We start from the raw sequence: 14243 nt of genomic DNA, 5'->3' as shown, positions 1-14243 counted from the left end.
TGACTCGCGACCCGTGACCCATTCATTCCATGACGATCCGCACCTTGGCCGGGTCTTTGCCCTTGGTGAGCTGATCGATGTACTCCTCAAAGCGTTTCTTCATCTCCGCCGGGGTGGCCGGACCGTCGGTGACCTGCAGGGCCTGTTGCAGCTCCTGCGCCTTGACGGTGACCTTGACCAGGCCGGAGAGCACCTCCTTCAATGCATGGACAAAGTTGCTGTCAAGCGGCACCGGCAGTTCCTTCGACTTGATGAAGGCCTCCAGCGGTTCGCGGTCGTCGATCTTCAGCAGATCCATGTTGGCCTGGGTGATCGGGTCCTCCAGGTTGCTGAGGATGGTGGAGGTCCAGGCCGTCACCATGGCGTCGAGTTGGGCGTCCATCTGGTCGATCATCTGTGAGCCTGCCGCCGTGCCGGTTTCCACCGACGGCCGGAACCCGCAATGCGGGCAGATGGGCGAGGCGTCGAGGTTTTGCTCGGTCAGCGCGAAGCAGCTCTTCAGTCCGGCCAGGCGGTTCTGGTAGTCGGTGAGCTGCTGCCGGGGCATCAGGTCGATACCAGCCAGTTTGAGCAGGGTTTGCAGGCGCTGGTCATTGAGCAGGCCCGCCTTGCGCTTGTCGTCGTTCACGCCCAGCCGGGCCTTGGTGTGCAGGCCGATGTAGGCGACGGTGTAATCCTTCTTCAGCTTTTGTAGCTTGGCCCCGATGGACTGGGACTGACTGGCCAGCTCGGTCAGGTCGGCCTGTTTGAGGGCATCCAGCACATCCTGCCGGGTGGTCTTCATGCGATCCACCCAGTCATGGTCGGCAGGCAGCACCGCCTCGGCGGTGGAGAGCCAGGACGCCGTCGGGCTGTGGTCCATGATGAACTCGCGCAGGGCGTCCAGCTCATCGAGCGCCTTCACGGCCTTTTCGTGGGCCAGCACTTCGGGAGCGCTGTAGCGGAAGTTTTTCAGTTTGCCCGGCGAGGAGTAGGCCTGGAGCGATTCAAAGAAGCCCTTGGCCTCGTCCAGTCCGCTGGCCTGGCTGGACAGGTCGGTTCCCGCGAGCAGGTCCAGACCCCAGAAGGAGAGCCCTTCGCGCAGGGTCTGCTGGGTCATGACGATGCGCTTGACGATCTTGCCCACCGCTTGTTGCAGGTTCTGCACCGGCTCGTCCTTGCCCTGGGTGACGAGCTGGGCCATGCCCGGCGTCATGCCGAGCAGTTCGAACAGCGCTTTGAGCGCGGGCAGGTTCCATTCCTTGGGCTGCTCCAGGTGCTTGAAGCGGACCAGCTCGTCCATGCCGGTCGCGGCCAGTTGCTGCAGGCCGGTGGCGTCGAATTTCTTGCCCGGGATGGCGAGCACGATGTCGCCGGAGTAGACCAGGGCCGCCACCAGCACGCTCACCCATTCGGGTTCCAGACGCGAACCGCCCGGGTTCATGTATTCCAGCCCGTGGTCGTCCTGGATGATCTCGCTGCGGTTGACCACCTGGCCGTGGCCCTTGGCCTTGACGGCATCAAGGATGAACTTGGTGTACTTCGACTTGTAGGGGTCGATCTTCTCACCGTCGAGCAGCTCCAGGGCGTCCAGCACGGAGGTGGCCTGCTTGGTGCGGTTCTGCCCGGCGATGGCCCGCAGGGCGTCCTGCGCGGCTTGGGCGCGGTTGTTGCCGGTGATCAGGACCGAGAAGAACGGATAGCCCGGGGCCTGGTTCTCGAAGTTCGGAGCCAGGCAGACACCGGCGATGGTGTTGACCAGGTCGCGGAAGTTGATGGTCTCGTGGGGCGACAGACCGGACAGATCGCGGATCGATTTGCCCTTGGCCCATTCGGTCATGGACTTGGCGCGGCCCTGATAGGTGACCTCGAAGGCATCGCTCATGTGCTTCTGCAGCCACTGGACCAGTTTCTTCAGGAAGCCGTTGGCTTTCGATTCATAGGTGGCCTTGGCGTGGCCCGATGAGGTGGCCGCAAGGTCCAGGGCGGCCGCATAGCTCTTCAGCGCGGTCTGGAATTCATCGTCGGTACTTCCTCCTCTAAGTCGGAAAAAGACCTCGTCATTGACCTTGTCGTCCTTGAAGCGCGGCGGATCGTTGGGCTGGATGAAGTAGAGGTAAAAGTCCCGCTGCGGCACGGCGGTGGAGCGTTCGTTGGGAGCCCCGAAAAAGAGGTAGCCGGTACGGGCGGCCTTGTGCTCCTGCCAGACCAGTTCGTGCTGCCAGATCTTGTAGCCGGTGACGTAGGTGGCGTCCTGGCATTCCATGACCCGCTTGAGCGCCTCGTAATAGAAGCGGTCGAGTTGAGCCGATCCTAAGCTTTCGGCCCGCTTGTCGATCAGGGCGTCGAAGTCGTCGGTCTTCTTCAGGTCGAGATAGAACTGGCGGTTGTCGGCATTGAAGGAGATGAACTGGCCGCTGACTGTCTTGTGGATCTCGCGCAGGACCGTTTCCACATGGGTCTGGAGATCCTTGTCGGGTTCGTCGCTACTCAGCTCGGCGATCAGCGGATCAAACAGGCAGAGACGGTCGCGCAGTTCCTCGGCGGATGCGCCCATGGGGGCATAGATGTCGCCAGTGGTAAGGCGGTGGACGGACAGAGCATGGATCAGGCGTAGCGCCATCGGCTTGTATTGCTTGCGGGTGATGGCGTTCTCGATGCGGGATTCCAGAACCTGGCTGCAATCAATGACTGCCCGGATTTCGGGAATGGCGCGGAACGAAGCGTTCTGCTTGAGGGTACCCCAATAGCTGTCGAAGGCGATCAGGCCGGGTTCGTCCTGCGGCACGTCCTTGCCCAGGATGCCTTTCATGCCCATGGACAGGGTCTTGAGCACCTCGCGCTTTTCCACCACGGTGACCCGCTCGAAGGTGTCGATGTAATCGGGATGCACCGGGAAGAGCCGGACAAACTCGTCCATGCGCTCGTTGAGCCCGCCGTAGTATTTGGCAAAGGGCATCAGGTAGTCGCGGATCTTGGCCTGTTGCTCGGTGGTCTTCTTGAGCAGACGCTCGGCCACAACGAATTTGACGTCGCTACGGGCAATGAGGATCTGCTCGAAGCGGTCCTTCACCCGGCGGATGCTGTCGGCGACAAAGGCGAAGCGCGGGCTGTCGAAAATGGCTTCCTGGACACCGGCCATGAAGCGGAAGCGCAGGTCCTTGCAGACCTCGCCGACCTCGCGGAGGAAGTTGAGGTCGAGGATCAGCTCCTGGTCCTTGCGGGTGCGCAGATAGTCGAGCAGCTCGTCGACCACCAGCAGCAGACCATGCTCGGGGAAGACCTCGCCGAACTTGGCCATCATGTCTTCGAAGGCCCGTTTGTGGCTGGTGATGGTCCCGGCTTCGGGGAACACATACTCCACGCCGAGTTTTTCGAGATGCTCTTCCAGCTCGGCCACCAGGATGTCACGCAGGGACATGGTGGTGGCTCCGATCTCGGTACGGATGACCTTGAACCGACCGGCGATCTGAGAGGCCGCATCGCGGACACCGGCGTGGTTCAGCCCTTCCAGCAGGGAGACGTCTGCGGCAAGGCTGGAGACCACCGACATCAAGTGCGACTTACCGGTGCCGTAGTTACCGACGACCAGCAGGCCCTTGTTGTCGACCGGCTGGTCGAACTGCATCTGAGGAATGACAAGCTGGGTGAGCCGTTCGGCCATTTCCTCGGAAATGACATAGGTGTTCACGAGGGTGTGCGCGGCGCTCGATTTGTCCGCGTCACGCAACTGAACGACCGACTCAATCGGGTCGAATTGGATAAGGTCTCCGTATTTCATGCTTGTCCTGCCTCTCTATTGTTTTTTGCCGAATCGACCGTGGCCGTGCCATCCATGCCCACAATCAGCGCATCGACCGAGTCATAGCTGCGGTACTCGGGATGGCCGGTTTCGGCGTACAAAAGCCTCCCGGAATTCACGATTCCGTTCCACGAAGCCACCACGGCCCGATTTCTTGAAATGGACTGCAGCAGGCGCAAGGGGTCCTGCTGGAGATCCTTGTCGAAGAGGATCTCAAGATTATCCAGCACCACCGGTGACTGAGCCTGGTCCGCGATCTGGTCGAGGATGCCCGGTAGCCGGAGTGACCGCTGCTTTGCCGTCAGCTCAAGCAGTTCGCCTGAAAGCGCCAGATTGACGTTGACGACGGATGAGCCGAACTCCTCGGCAACTTCCCGAAGAACGCCGGTCTTGCCGGAACCGGTCTCACCCACCAGCAATACCAGGCGGTGATACAGCCCTTCGGCTGCCTGGAGGGATCGCTTTATTTTGTCGTGAATCGGTTCGGCCATGGTCGCTCCTTACTGCTCGGTGTCCGGCTTATCGGATTTGTCAGCCGCACCGCCGGAGCGGACCCATTCGTCCACTTCGTCTTGTTTGAACATCCAGCGACGGCCGACGCGATGACCGGGCATAGCCCGTTGTTCGATCCACTTGTAGACCGTCTCGTTGCTTACATTCAGATATTTGCAAATGTCATCGACCGTCAGCCATCTCTCATCCATAGCCTTCGTCCTTCGTTCATCATGTTTTCGGTAAAAGCCCGAAGGTCTCCGGGAAACCCGAAATCCGGACACAGTGCCGCAAATTAACCTCCACAAATTACATTGGCGGATTACCAAAATCAAGCGTTTTGTGCCGATTAGTGCCGACTTTTCCAAAAAACGGCCTGATTGTCGTTGGTGACCCGGTGGCCGTTTTGAGGCGCACACATGATGTAAACCCATACCGCACATGCGGTTGTGCCTTGTAGCGAAGCCACCATCACCCGCTGGTACATGCTGTGCCCGCCGGGTCGGAAGCCTTCCAGCAGGTCGATGGGCGGCAGGTCGCGCTGCGGATCGGTGAAGGTCACCAGTTCCCCATGGATCAGATCCCAGTCCCCAGTCGGGCGGCCGAAGCGTGGCGTGTCGATCTCCTGCTGCCTGCGGGCGTCGGCCAGTGGATCGGCGGTGCCCCTGGCCAGGATCAGACCTTCGGGCACCTCGAGGGCCGGGAATCCGGCGTGGAGATGATAGAGTCTGCCCCAGACCACGGCCGGTTCGATGCTGCGGGCCTGGGCGCAGAAGCGTTGATGGTTCCAGTAGCCCCGTTTCAGGGTGCCGTAGACGAAGAGTCGGAGGATGGTCTCGGGACTGTCTTCCGGGTTTGTGTTCAGCTTTACGCTGTCTCCAATGTTCATGCATTCACTCCTTCGGGCAGTGTCCCTTTGCGCTCCTGGGGTATGAAGCGGAATTCGCTGTTGTCGATGGCCCGCACATCCTCGTGGCGGATGGTGAGCATGGTCATGGGCGGCACCTCCAGCTCGCGCCAGCCCGGATCAAAGTCCACGGCGAAGTCGATGAAGGCGTCGTCCGAGGCGTAGAGCACCACCCGGTGTTGGCGGTGGATGCGCAGGCAGAGTGGCTTGTTGCCCTTGAGTACGGTGATGGTGCCGGGGTCGAGCCGTGAGGCCAGCACGGCGCTCATCTGACCGCGACAGAGGGCAAGCGCCTTCTTCAGGCCCTCCTGGTCGATGGGGCCTTCGGGCGCGAAGCGGTCGGCCAGACGGAAGATCAGCTCGCTGTCCACCTCGGCGTAGCGCGGCAGCCCGAGACGGCGGAACAGATAATCGGCGTTGTAGATGGTGCCGTTGTGGGTGCCGATGACGATCCCGGCCCGGATGGGATGGTTGTTGCGGTTGTTGAACTCGTTGCCCCGGGTGCGCCAGCGGGTGTGCCCCATGAGGATGGTAGTCTCGTTGTCGACCTGTCCGAGCAGCTCCTGGAACGGCTTCTCGTAGACCAGCTCGTGCGCCCGCATCGGCCGTTTGAAGATGCGGTGGCTGCCGTCAGTCTTGAGCCAGGCCAGACCGGAGGCGTGCGGTCCGCGCTCCTCGCTGTGCAGCAGCATGCGGATGAAGAGCTCGCGCAGGTAATCCCGCTCGTCGGGCCGTCTGCGCTTGCGGCCGAAGATGATGCCTACTTGTCCGCACATGGAGCCGGGTCCTCCTTGCCGCCGAAGTTCTTACCGAGCGGTCTCGTCCCTTCGAGGACGAAGGCCGCGTATTCGCGCCGGTGGTCCGCCAGCCACTCGGCCACCTCCGGGTAGCCCATATCGGCGGTCAGCCGGGTCACCTCCGGGTGGTCGAGCATGTTGGTGCGCCCGGAGAGCCGCACCGTTTCCAGAGCTTCGAGGAAGCGTTCCGGCCAGGGATCGCTGGCCTTGTCGTCGGGCAGGAATTCGATCAGGCCGTGCCGCGCCAGACGGGTGAGAAACTCGGCGGCCGCAGCGGCTACTTCCTCCGGCAATGGCTGGGGCGGCCCGCCTTCGATGCCGGAAAGCACTTCGGTCATGTAGTCCCGGGGCGCTCGGCTGGCGGTAAACGGCGTCTGGCCGCGCATCAGCTCGACAACTTCGAGGCAGTCGGCGGCCTGGATGGTTTCCCCACTGCCGGGAATCGGTTCGCCGTCCAGCGTGGTGGAGCGGATCAGAATCTTCATGGGGCACCTCCTTAAACAGTGAGGCCGGGAACTTGCCCGGCCTCGTTGGTGAGATTGGTGGTCGTTTCGTCCGGAAGGACGTCCTCCGGTTTGGGCCGTCCGTTCTTGAAGGCGGCGTCACCCGGCATGTTGGTCATCAGATGCTTGCGGGCGGTCTTGAACTCGTCGCCGATCAGGCCGAGGTGGAGCAAGAAGACCCGGAAGTCGTACTTGGCGCTCTGAGGATCGAAGTCCCGCTTGCGGCTGGAGGCTGCCCGACCATTGAGCGCCTTGGCGGCGACGGCGAGGCAGAATTGCAGGTAAGCCTTGATCCGTCCCGCATGGAGGGTCGCCTCGAACCAGCGGAACTCCACCGTGCCCCGGTACCAGACGTTGTGCAGGTTGACCCCGTGGTAGCGGCTGTTGTCGTAGTGCTGGGGCTGGCGGTTGTGGTAGCCGTACCAGATGCGGTTGAGCTGGTCCTTGGTGCGGGGGCGATGCTGTTCGATACGCTGGATCAGTTCGTCGCTGACCGGCCGGGTGTAGCGATTGAGCCTGTCGCGGCTGATGCCGAGGGCGTGAAGGATCAGCGGCTCCTGCTTGTAGATGATCTTGGCCAGGTTACCCAGGTGTCTGCCGTCGAAGGGCGCGGCGTCGATATGGATGTGAATGCCGCACTGGCTGTTGATCTTGCCTCCGGCGCGGCGGATGGCCCGGACCACCTCCTGCAGTTGAGGGATGTCGTCGTAGCCGAGCACCGGGCTGACCACCTCGGCCCGCAGATGGGCCGGGACGCTGGTCAGGGAAGCGTCCCCCACCACCTTCCAGACGCGGCCGCGCAGGTCCTCGACCTCCCAGGGGTCATAGCTGCTGGGGATGCCGACATGGCGGACCGTGCCGCCCACTACCGAGTGGATGGCCCAGGCGATCTGTTCCCGGGTGCGTTTTACGGTCTCGATCTCGATCCCGTAGTGGATCTCTTTCAGGTTCATGCGTGCCTCCGTCGTTCATGGCGCTTCTAAGTCGTTGTCTGGCAAGGCTTTTCAGCCTCTGCTTACACCATGAATGAATGCTTCTTTCCGGACACAAATCAAGTAGAAGAACAGCCGAAGCCGACATTTAACACGTTTATTTTCAATGATTTGCGAGTTTGTCCGGATTGGGCGAAGCAAAGACGGCAGAAACCCCGGAACGGGCTGGCCGTATCCGGGGTTTCTGGGGTGGCGGTGGCAGTGAGCCGGTCAGCCGGAAGCAGTTTCGCCGGTGATCAGACTGGCGTGCAGCTCGAGGTTGCGCGACTCGTCGGCCCGCATCCGCGCCAGCAGCGCCGTGAAGGCCTCCGCTTCGGTGGCCGGAAGCTTTGACGCCCGTTCCAGCCGCGCCAGGCGCTGGTGCAGATTCTCCAGCAGGCCCAGGGCGTTGTCGCGGATCAGGCCGTCGCGCTTCTCCTGCGGCGTGGGGATGAACTCGGTCAGGCCGCCTTTGCGTCGAACGATCATGGCCGTGCCTCCTTAGCTCAGGGTCGCGCCCAGCGAATGGATGCGCGGGTAGATCAGCGGCGTGCCGGTCATCTCGGCCTTGTAACGGACCTTGTTGCCGGTGTTGTCGGTGAAGGTGCGCACCAGGGTGTACTCGGTCCAGTTCTCGTCGATGGGCCGGGTGTCCTGGATGGTCATCGCCTCCCAGGTCAGGCCGCCGTCGTTGCTGGCGAACCATTGCAGGGTGGTGCCGCTGGGGATTTGCATCTGCACATAGGCCTTGGTCGATTCCACCCCCTGGGTCAGCTCGTTCTCGCGGGTCAGGTAGGCCCCGGTGGTCTTATTGAGGTAGCCCACCAGGTTGACGTCGCGGAAGTTGATGGCCGGGGTGTCGTTGGAGAGCGAGCTGCTCAGACGCACGCGGATCTGGACCCGGGTGGCGAGGTTGGGCAGCCGCTCCTCCTCTGCGGGAACCATGGCGTCCCAGGTCACGCCGCCGTCGGTGGAGTATTCCCAGTCGAGACCGGTGCCCTGGGGGATGGCCGAGTATTCGTCGAGGTTGATGTCGGAGAACTGCACGCCGGTGACCGGCTGGAAGCGGATCATCCCCTCGGACTGGAAGTTGTAACCGTAGATCTTCATCGCCAGGTCGGAACCGTTGAGCGGCGTCCAGGTCTCGGCGTTGGAGCTCTCCAGCAGCACGCCTTCCATGTAGGTCTGGCGGGTGATGATGCCCCAGCGGCCCATCTTGCCGAGAGTGGCGGTGCGCACCTTGTAATTGGTGCTGTTGGTCAGCAGCACCACGGAATAGCTGGTGTTGGCCTCGGCGTAGAACGGGTCGTCGAAACGAATGCGGGTCTCGCCGCTCAGACTGATCTCGTTCGGGGCCAGCACCTTCTCGGCGAACACCACGCCGTTGGGCAGACCGGTGGTGACGCCGCGAATCTGCACCGTGACCGGGATGCTCGGGTCCCTGGCGGTAAACTGCAGCCCGATGCTGGAGATCACCTGGTTTTGAGTGAAGCTGAAGGTCTGGGCCAGTGGATCGCGGGGCACGAAGATGGTCTGGGTGCGCCAGACCACCTGCACCACGGGTACGCGGATGATGCGGTTCTCGATGATGCGCTCGATGCGGGTGATGACCAGCGGATCGTTGATCTGCAGGCTGGCCCGGGCCGAGTAGACGCCGTCGGCCATCTCCACGATACGGTTGCCATTGCGGGCGTTGGTCGGGATGGTGAAGGAGGCGCTGACCCGACCGGCCTCGTCGCTGATCAGGTTGCTGGCCATCACCTGGCCGTCGCAGCGCAGCACGATGCCGGATTTGCTCGGGGTGAAGTTGATGCCGGTGACGGCGATGCCGGTCTGGCCGCGCCGCCCGAGGTTGGGCGTGATCTGCAGCATGGCCGGGGGCTTGTCGAACACCGCGTAGGGGTTGATGTTGCGCTCTTCGGACCAGTCGTTCTGTTCCACCAGCACCGTCTCATTGCCCGGCAGCAGCGCCAGGCTGCCGAAGAAGCTGGCGTTGCTGCCCGCCTGATCGACCGAGAGCACCGTAGAGTGCGGAATGCGGTCCGGCGCGACGAAGCGGGCGATCTCGTTGACCCGGGCGTCCCATTCGGCGTGGTAGATGTCCGACTGGGCGGTGTTCGAGAAGTCGTCCGAGTAGATGCCTTTTTTGGTCTGGGCGTCCCGGTTTTGCAGCTCGTTGTTCATCTGGTACTGGGCATCGTTGTACTTCAGGTCCTCGACGTCCTGAATGATGTCGTGGATCTGGTCCATGGTGATGCGGGTCAGGCCGAAGTTGCGGATCTCCATGTCGGTGGAGTTGGGCGGGCAATCGATGCTGCACAGTCCCAGGGCGTTTTCCGGCACGATGGGAAGCTTCGGGAAATCCGCCGGAGCCCCTTCCAGCCGCTTGATCTCGGTGGTGGTGGCGTAAACGATGTCGCGGCGGCCAAGGTAATAGTCGTAGTCCAGGCTGCAATTGGAACCGTTCACCGGCTGGTCGCCGAGGCTGCCGCGCCCGAAGTTAATCACGTTGAGGTTGCCCATCTCGAGCTGGACCGGCGACATGGTGAGTCCGGCCGTGTTGGTGGCCGGAGGCGAAGCGGTGCCGATCTCCTCGACGCCGTCGTCGACGTAGGAGAGCGCCTCGCTGCCCAGTTCCATCAGGCGCTTGTAGTCGGTCCGTGCGCCGTTGGTGGCGGCCCGGTAGACGCGATAGCCGGTCGCGCCGCTGACCGGCAGCCAGGAGAGCTTGTTCATCTCCCCGGCGGCGGTGGCCCGGGCAATGACCGCAGCGGCGTTGAAGGCCGTCTCGCCGGTGGCGTTGTAGGCGGTCACCAGATAGAAGTAGTTTCCGGCCGCCGGATGGTTGGCCTGCCCGAACCAGCCGCTGTCCACGTAGTCGGTGCCCTTGATCATCTGCTTGGTGTAGGTCCAGCGCACCGTGTAGGTGGTGCCGATGGCCGGTTCGTTGCCGGAGCCGAGCCAATCGACATGGTTGCCCGACTGCTGCCAGTCCACGCCCTCCTGGAAGATGGTCGCCCCCTGACTGACCTCGAGGATATCCACCACGGGATTGGGGTCGAGCAGGTCTTCGCCGCCGCCCACCGAGCCGCGAGTGACGTTGCGAGTGATCTCGACGATGGCCTCCACCTGGGTCGTCTCCTTGAGCGGGGTGGAGTTGACCGGATAGCGGCGCTTGTTGATGTCGAAGGTCTTCTGCTCGCCGCGCACCGTCTTGGTGGCGATGGATTTAGGCACCAGGGTCGAGGTGGGCAGATCGCGCTGATGCCGGAAGCCCTGGATGTAGGCGCGTCCGGCGTTGGTGATCGCCTCCACGCTGTCGTCGTCGACCCCGCCGATGAAGGTGTCGAAACCCCGCACCAGATAGCTTCCTGCCTGGTCGAAGGTGCGCTCGGCCAGGTTCTGAATCAGGGAATTGAGCCCCTCTGCGGCGGCGAAGGAGAGCTGGTCCTCGGTGATCGAGGAGACGGTGATCCGACTGCCCGGCAGCGTGCCCAGCAGATCCCGCAGGTAGAGGTTGGACTTCTCCTGCACCGTGGGCGTGACGTCTCCGCTCTCGCGGTCGAACTTGTAGATCGGGATCACCCGGCGCTCGGCCACGTTGTTGGGCAGCGTCTGGCCGCTGGTATCCGTCGCCTTGAGAGAAAGAACCCATTTTTCCCGTTCGGCGGTGGGCTCGCCGGTGGCCGGATTGATCAGGGCCGGGTCCTGGGTGTAGCCGTAGTTGTACTTCAGCAGCTCCACATAGACGTAGTCGGCCCCGCTGGTGGTGGCCGGGTCATAGGTCAGAGTCGCGCCGCTCACCTGTTCCAGATGGCCGTCGATGTAGACCACGCCCGGGGCCAGGGTCAGGACGTTGGCGGCCGCCCTGACCTCGAGGCCCATGATGATGGAGCCTTCCTTGAACAGGATGTCGGCGATCTTGCGCCGCTCCAGATTGATGATGTCCTGCTGCTCGTTGAGTTCGGAATCCAGCAGGTCGCGATCCTGATGGTAACGGATGCGCTTGTAATTCTTGGTCGGGTCGAATGTCTCGCGTGAGATGCTCATGTTTGAATCCTCCAGTTAGATCTTGATGATCCCGACCAGCTCCACGCGGGTGTCGGAAATCTTGTTGAAGTCGGGAATGTTCTTCACCTCGTACAGGTAGCCCGGGCGCAGCACCTCGCCGGTCGGGTTGGTGTCCTGATGGAACACGCCGCCCATGGCGAGATCCCCGGTGACGCTGGCCGTGTACTGCACGTCGCCGCCGAAGAAGCCGTATTCGCGGATAGTGATGCCGTTGGCCTCGGCCTCGTCGAAGCGGAAGAAGACACCGATGGTGTTGGTCTCCTCGCCGGTTTCGAGATAGCGCACGCCATTGACCAGGAGCGCCCCTTCGGCGTCCTCCTTGAGGAAGGTCCGCTTGTAGTAGCGCTTGCGGGCGCGTTCGTTTCTGAGCCCGGTCTGGCCGATATCCGGCGCGGGCGGATTCTGCGGGTCGGTGAAGCTGGCATCCCCGTCGCCGATGGCGCAGTGGGTGATGCCGTCCACGGCCTGGCCGAGGAGGAGTTTGGCCGTCAGTATCCGGCCGGTTTTGACGATGAGTCCCAGTGCCATTGCTGTTCTCCTTTAGGTCTGAATTTCGTGGTCTTGATGGATGAGCACCGCGAACAGGATCTGGCGCGTGTCGGCCAGCAGTCCGGCCGGGATCGCGATGCGCTGAACGGTGTCGGATCGGCTGATGTGTGCGCCGGATGTCCGGACGCTGGTGTCGATGCTCCGCTGCCAGGGACTCGTCACCCGCACCGCCACGTCGGCATCGACGCCCAGACGGCCATGGACGACGAGCCACAGGTCGGCGCTCCGGTTCAGGCGGTTGTTCACTCGAAGCGCGAGGTCTGATCGACGTTCGAGCCGATGGGCGACCCGCACCGCGCTGTCGGCCCGGACCATCACCGTGCGCCTGGCCGGTGCCCCGGAAAACAGCTCGAAGAGCGTTCCTGGTTGCGCCGCGCCGATGGCGAGCAGTTCCGGCCGCCGGATGCCTCTGCGGGTGGTGATGGATGCCAGTTGTCCCTTATGCACGGCCACGGCGAATCCTCCCGCTGAGCTTGAGTGCCTGACCACGGTTCATGGACACAAGCGTTCCCGGGCGACGCTGGCCGGTGATCGTGGTGACGGTTTTGAGCTTTCCGTTTTGATTTGCCATGGCGTTACTCCTTCACCGCGCACCAGCCGCCGGTGGTCAGGTTGAACACGCGGTAGCTGTCCGTTCCGATTTGAATGGTGTCTTCCGAGGCGACATTGCCGCCGCCCACGGAGAAGATCTCGATGAGTTCGCCGCGCAGTTCCTGGTAGACGGCGGAACCGGACATCGAGGCGAGCCAGGGAAAGAGGATGGTGGTGCCGTAGCGCATCTCCGGATCGGTTTCACCCTGGAGCCCGCCGTGGGCCGCGCCGCAGCGGCCCTGCTGGCCGGACGCGGAAGTCCAGCCGTCGAACTTGTTCACGGCGTAGAAGGTGCCCGGCGCGTTGTAGTAGCTGTTGACGACCGGCTGCGGGTCCTCGCCGATCTTGGCTCCCGAGGCGTAATCCCGAACGAGGGTTTCGACGGTGATGGTGTTCGGCGTGACGGCGGTGTCGATGGCGCTCACCCGCACGCGTTCGATGCCCGCGTCGTCCTTGATCACATAGTCCTGTCCGGGCGTGACCACGGTGGCGTCGTTGACCTGAAGCACCACGCCGCTTCCGGCGGTGACCGCAGCCTGCGTGAGCGCGACGGCCCCGGACCAGAACCGTTTCAGCAAGCCGCTGTAATGGCCGTAGTAGGTGGAGACGAGCTTGGTCACCACGAAGACGTGGTCCAGGTCGGCGAACAGCCAGAAGATGAAGTCGGCGCTGTCCTCCACCCGCAGGTAGGTGTAACTGGTGTGCGAAGCCTCGTTGACGCCGGTGTGGGTGGCCGCGTCCCAATACTGGAATGCCGCGACGTGAATCCGCCCGGAGGTGGCGCTGATACGGAACTGCAGATAGACGTCCTCGGCCCCGGATTCCCCGTGCGACTTGAAGACGAAATACGGCTGCGGGTCGGCCGACTGGTCGTCGTGCAGGGTCCAGCCGGTAGTGGTCACCAGAAAGGTCCGCAGTTGATTGAGCAGGTCGAGCCGACCGTGGGCAAGTCCTTGAATGCTGTTGTATGCCATGGCGGCCTCCTTAGAGAATCGGGTTTTCCGTGCCGGTCAGGCGCAGCTTGATGTCGAGTTTGTTTTGCACCGGGGTGCCCGGGAGCACGGTGCAGCGCCGCCAGAAGGACAGCGTCTGCTGGAATGCCTTGTCGCCGAGATTGAGCGGTGCGCCCTGGGTGGCGGTGTCGAGTTCGGCCTGGGTCAGGGCCAGGCGGTACCAGACCGATTCGTCGGTGCCGGTTTCGTCGATGGGATCGAGCACCAGACCGGTGTAGTCGTAGCCGGAATAGACGGTCGTCCCGGCGTCGTGCGCGGCCGGAGCGGTGTTGGCCACGCCCCGCTGCACGGTGAGATTGACGGTGCCGCCACCGCTTTCGACGAGCATCTGCTCGCCGTCGATGATGATGAGCTCGCCGTCGGCAAAACGCGGTTCGGCCAGGGCGATGGATGTCTGCGACGCGTCGATGGCCGAGGCGAGGCTCGTCTGCTCGTTAGCGACGTAGAGCTGCCGATCCTTGATGTCGCCGTCGGTGCCGTTGTAGCTCTCGGCCTCGGGGCGGCTGAAATCCCCCTCGGAAATCTGCTGGGTCAGCGCTTCGTCAAGATAGAGATGTATCGCCATGGG

The 14243-nt window shown here is 62.9% G+C and carries 13 protein-coding genes; all 13 read right to left on the bottom strand.

The genetic code is table 11. The features are described 5' to 3' along the window. Nucleotides 1-22: 22 nt before the first annotated feature. On the bottom strand, nt 23-3760 hold the full coding sequence (locus tag PKC29_12165) for a DUF6079 family protein (GenBank protein HML96171.1): 3738 nt from the start codon (nt 3758-3760) through the stop codon (nt 23-25). Continuing rightward, nucleotides 3757-4272, bottom strand: coding sequence for a BREX-3 system P-loop-containing protein BrxF (gene brxF / locus PKC29_12160; protein HML96170.1), 516 nt, complete (start codon nt 4270-4272; stop codon nt 3757-3759). Before brxF ends, PKC29_12165 begins: the two co-directional genes overlap by 4 nt. A gap of 9 nt (nt 4273-4281) precedes the next feature. Continuing rightward, nucleotides 4282-4485, bottom strand: coding sequence for a helix-turn-helix domain-containing protein (locus PKC29_12155; GenBank protein ID HML96169.1), 204 nt, complete (start codon nt 4483-4485; stop codon nt 4282-4284). A gap of 137 nt (nt 4486-4622) precedes the next feature. Further along, entirely contained in the window at nt 4623-5162 is a 540-nt protein-coding gene (locus PKC29_12150) for a gamma-glutamylcyclotransferase (protein ID HML96168.1), read from the bottom strand. Beyond that, nucleotides 5159-5956, bottom strand: coding sequence for a glucosamine 6-phosphate synthetase (locus PKC29_12145; GenBank protein ID HML96167.1), 798 nt, complete (start codon nt 5954-5956; stop codon nt 5159-5161). Before PKC29_12145 ends, PKC29_12150 begins: the two co-directional genes overlap by 4 nt. Beyond that, complete coding sequence (locus tag PKC29_12140; protein ID HML96166.1) at nt 5941-6462, bottom strand: DUF5049 domain-containing protein; 522 nt, start codon at nt 6460-6462, stop codon at nt 5941-5943. Before PKC29_12140 ends, PKC29_12145 begins: the two co-directional genes overlap by 16 nt. A gap of 11 nt (nt 6463-6473) precedes the next feature. After that, nucleotides 6474-7433 (bottom strand): amidoligase family protein, encoded by a 960-nt coding sequence (locus PKC29_12135; GenBank protein HML96165.1) that lies wholly within the window; start codon nt 7431-7433, stop codon nt 6474-6476. A 249-nt stretch (nt 7434-7682) separates the two neighbouring features. Then, entirely contained in the window at nt 7683-7940 is a 258-nt protein-coding gene (locus tag PKC29_12130) for a VrlD (GenBank protein ID HML96164.1), read from the bottom strand. Nucleotides 7941-7952: 12 nt separating this feature from the next. Next, complete coding sequence (locus PKC29_12125; protein HML96163.1) at nt 7953-11501, bottom strand: DUF4815 domain-containing protein; 3549 nt, start codon at nt 11499-11501, stop codon at nt 7953-7955. Between the two features lie 15 nt (nt 11502-11516). Next, nucleotides 11517-12050, bottom strand: a complete 534-nt coding sequence (locus tag PKC29_12120; GenBank protein HML96162.1) for a hypothetical protein — start codon at nt 12048-12050, stop codon at nt 11517-11519. A gap of 12 nt (nt 12051-12062) precedes the next feature. Further along, nucleotides 12063-12524, bottom strand: coding sequence for a hypothetical protein (locus PKC29_12115; GenBank protein HML96161.1), 462 nt, complete (start codon nt 12522-12524; stop codon nt 12063-12065). Between the two features lie 122 nt (nt 12525-12646). Next, on the bottom strand, nt 12647-13636 hold the full coding sequence (locus PKC29_12110) for a hypothetical protein (protein HML96160.1): 990 nt from the start codon (nt 13634-13636) through the stop codon (nt 12647-12649). Between the two features lie 10 nt (nt 13637-13646). Continuing rightward, entirely contained in the window at nt 13647-14240 is a 594-nt protein-coding gene (locus PKC29_12105; GenBank protein HML96159.1) for a hypothetical protein, read from the bottom strand. Nucleotides 14241-14243 lie beyond the last annotated feature (3 nt).

This window comes from Thermodesulfobacteriota bacterium (genome assembly GCA_035325995.1).
Taxonomy (GTDB): domain Bacteria; phylum Desulfobacterota_D; class UBA1144; order Nemesobacterales; family UBA2774; genus JADLGH01.
This window is presented reverse-complemented; position numbering and strand designations above follow the sequence as displayed.

Bases quoted from the DNA above. Each gene is read 5' to 3' on its own strand.
- PKC29_12140 (HML96166.1), bottom strand. From the start codon at position 6,462: ATGAAGATTCTGATCCGCTCCACCACGCTGGACGGCGAACCGATTCCC.
- PKC29_12105 (HML96159.1), bottom strand. From the start codon at position 14,240: ATGGCGATACATCTCTATCTTGACGAAGCGCTGACCCAGCAGATTTCC.
- PKC29_12125 (HML96163.1), bottom strand. From the start codon at position 11,501: ATGAGCATCTCACGCGAGACATTCGACCCGACCAAGAATTACAAGCGC.
- PKC29_12110 (HML96160.1), bottom strand. From the start codon at position 13,636: ATGGCATACAACAGCATTCAAGGACTTGCCCACGGTCGGCTCGACCTG.
- PKC29_12135 (HML96165.1), bottom strand. From the start codon at position 7,433: ATGAACCTGAAAGAGATCCACTACGGGATCGAGATCGAGACCGTAAAA.
- brxF (HML96170.1), bottom strand. From the start codon at position 4,272: ATGGCCGAACCGATTCACGACAAAATAAAGCGATCCCTCCAGGCAGCC.
- PKC29_12165 (HML96171.1), bottom strand. From the start codon at position 3,760: ATGAAATACGGAGACCTTATCCAATTCGACCCGATTGAGTCGGTCGTT.
- PKC29_12150 (HML96168.1), bottom strand. From the start codon at position 5,162: ATGAACATTGGAGACAGCGTAAAGCTGAACACAAACCCGGAAGACAGT.
- PKC29_12145 (HML96167.1), bottom strand. From the start codon at position 5,956: ATGTGCGGACAAGTAGGCATCATCTTCGGCCGCAAGCGCAGACGGCCC.
- PKC29_12120 (HML96162.1), bottom strand. From the start codon at position 12,050: ATGGCACTGGGACTCATCGTCAAAACCGGCCGGATACTGACGGCCAAA.
- PKC29_12155 (HML96169.1), bottom strand. From the start codon at position 4,485: ATGGATGAGAGATGGCTGACGGTCGATGACATTTGCAAATATCTGAAT.
- PKC29_12130 (HML96164.1), bottom strand. From the start codon at position 7,940: ATGATCGTTCGACGCAAAGGCGGCCTGACCGAGTTCATCCCCACGCCG.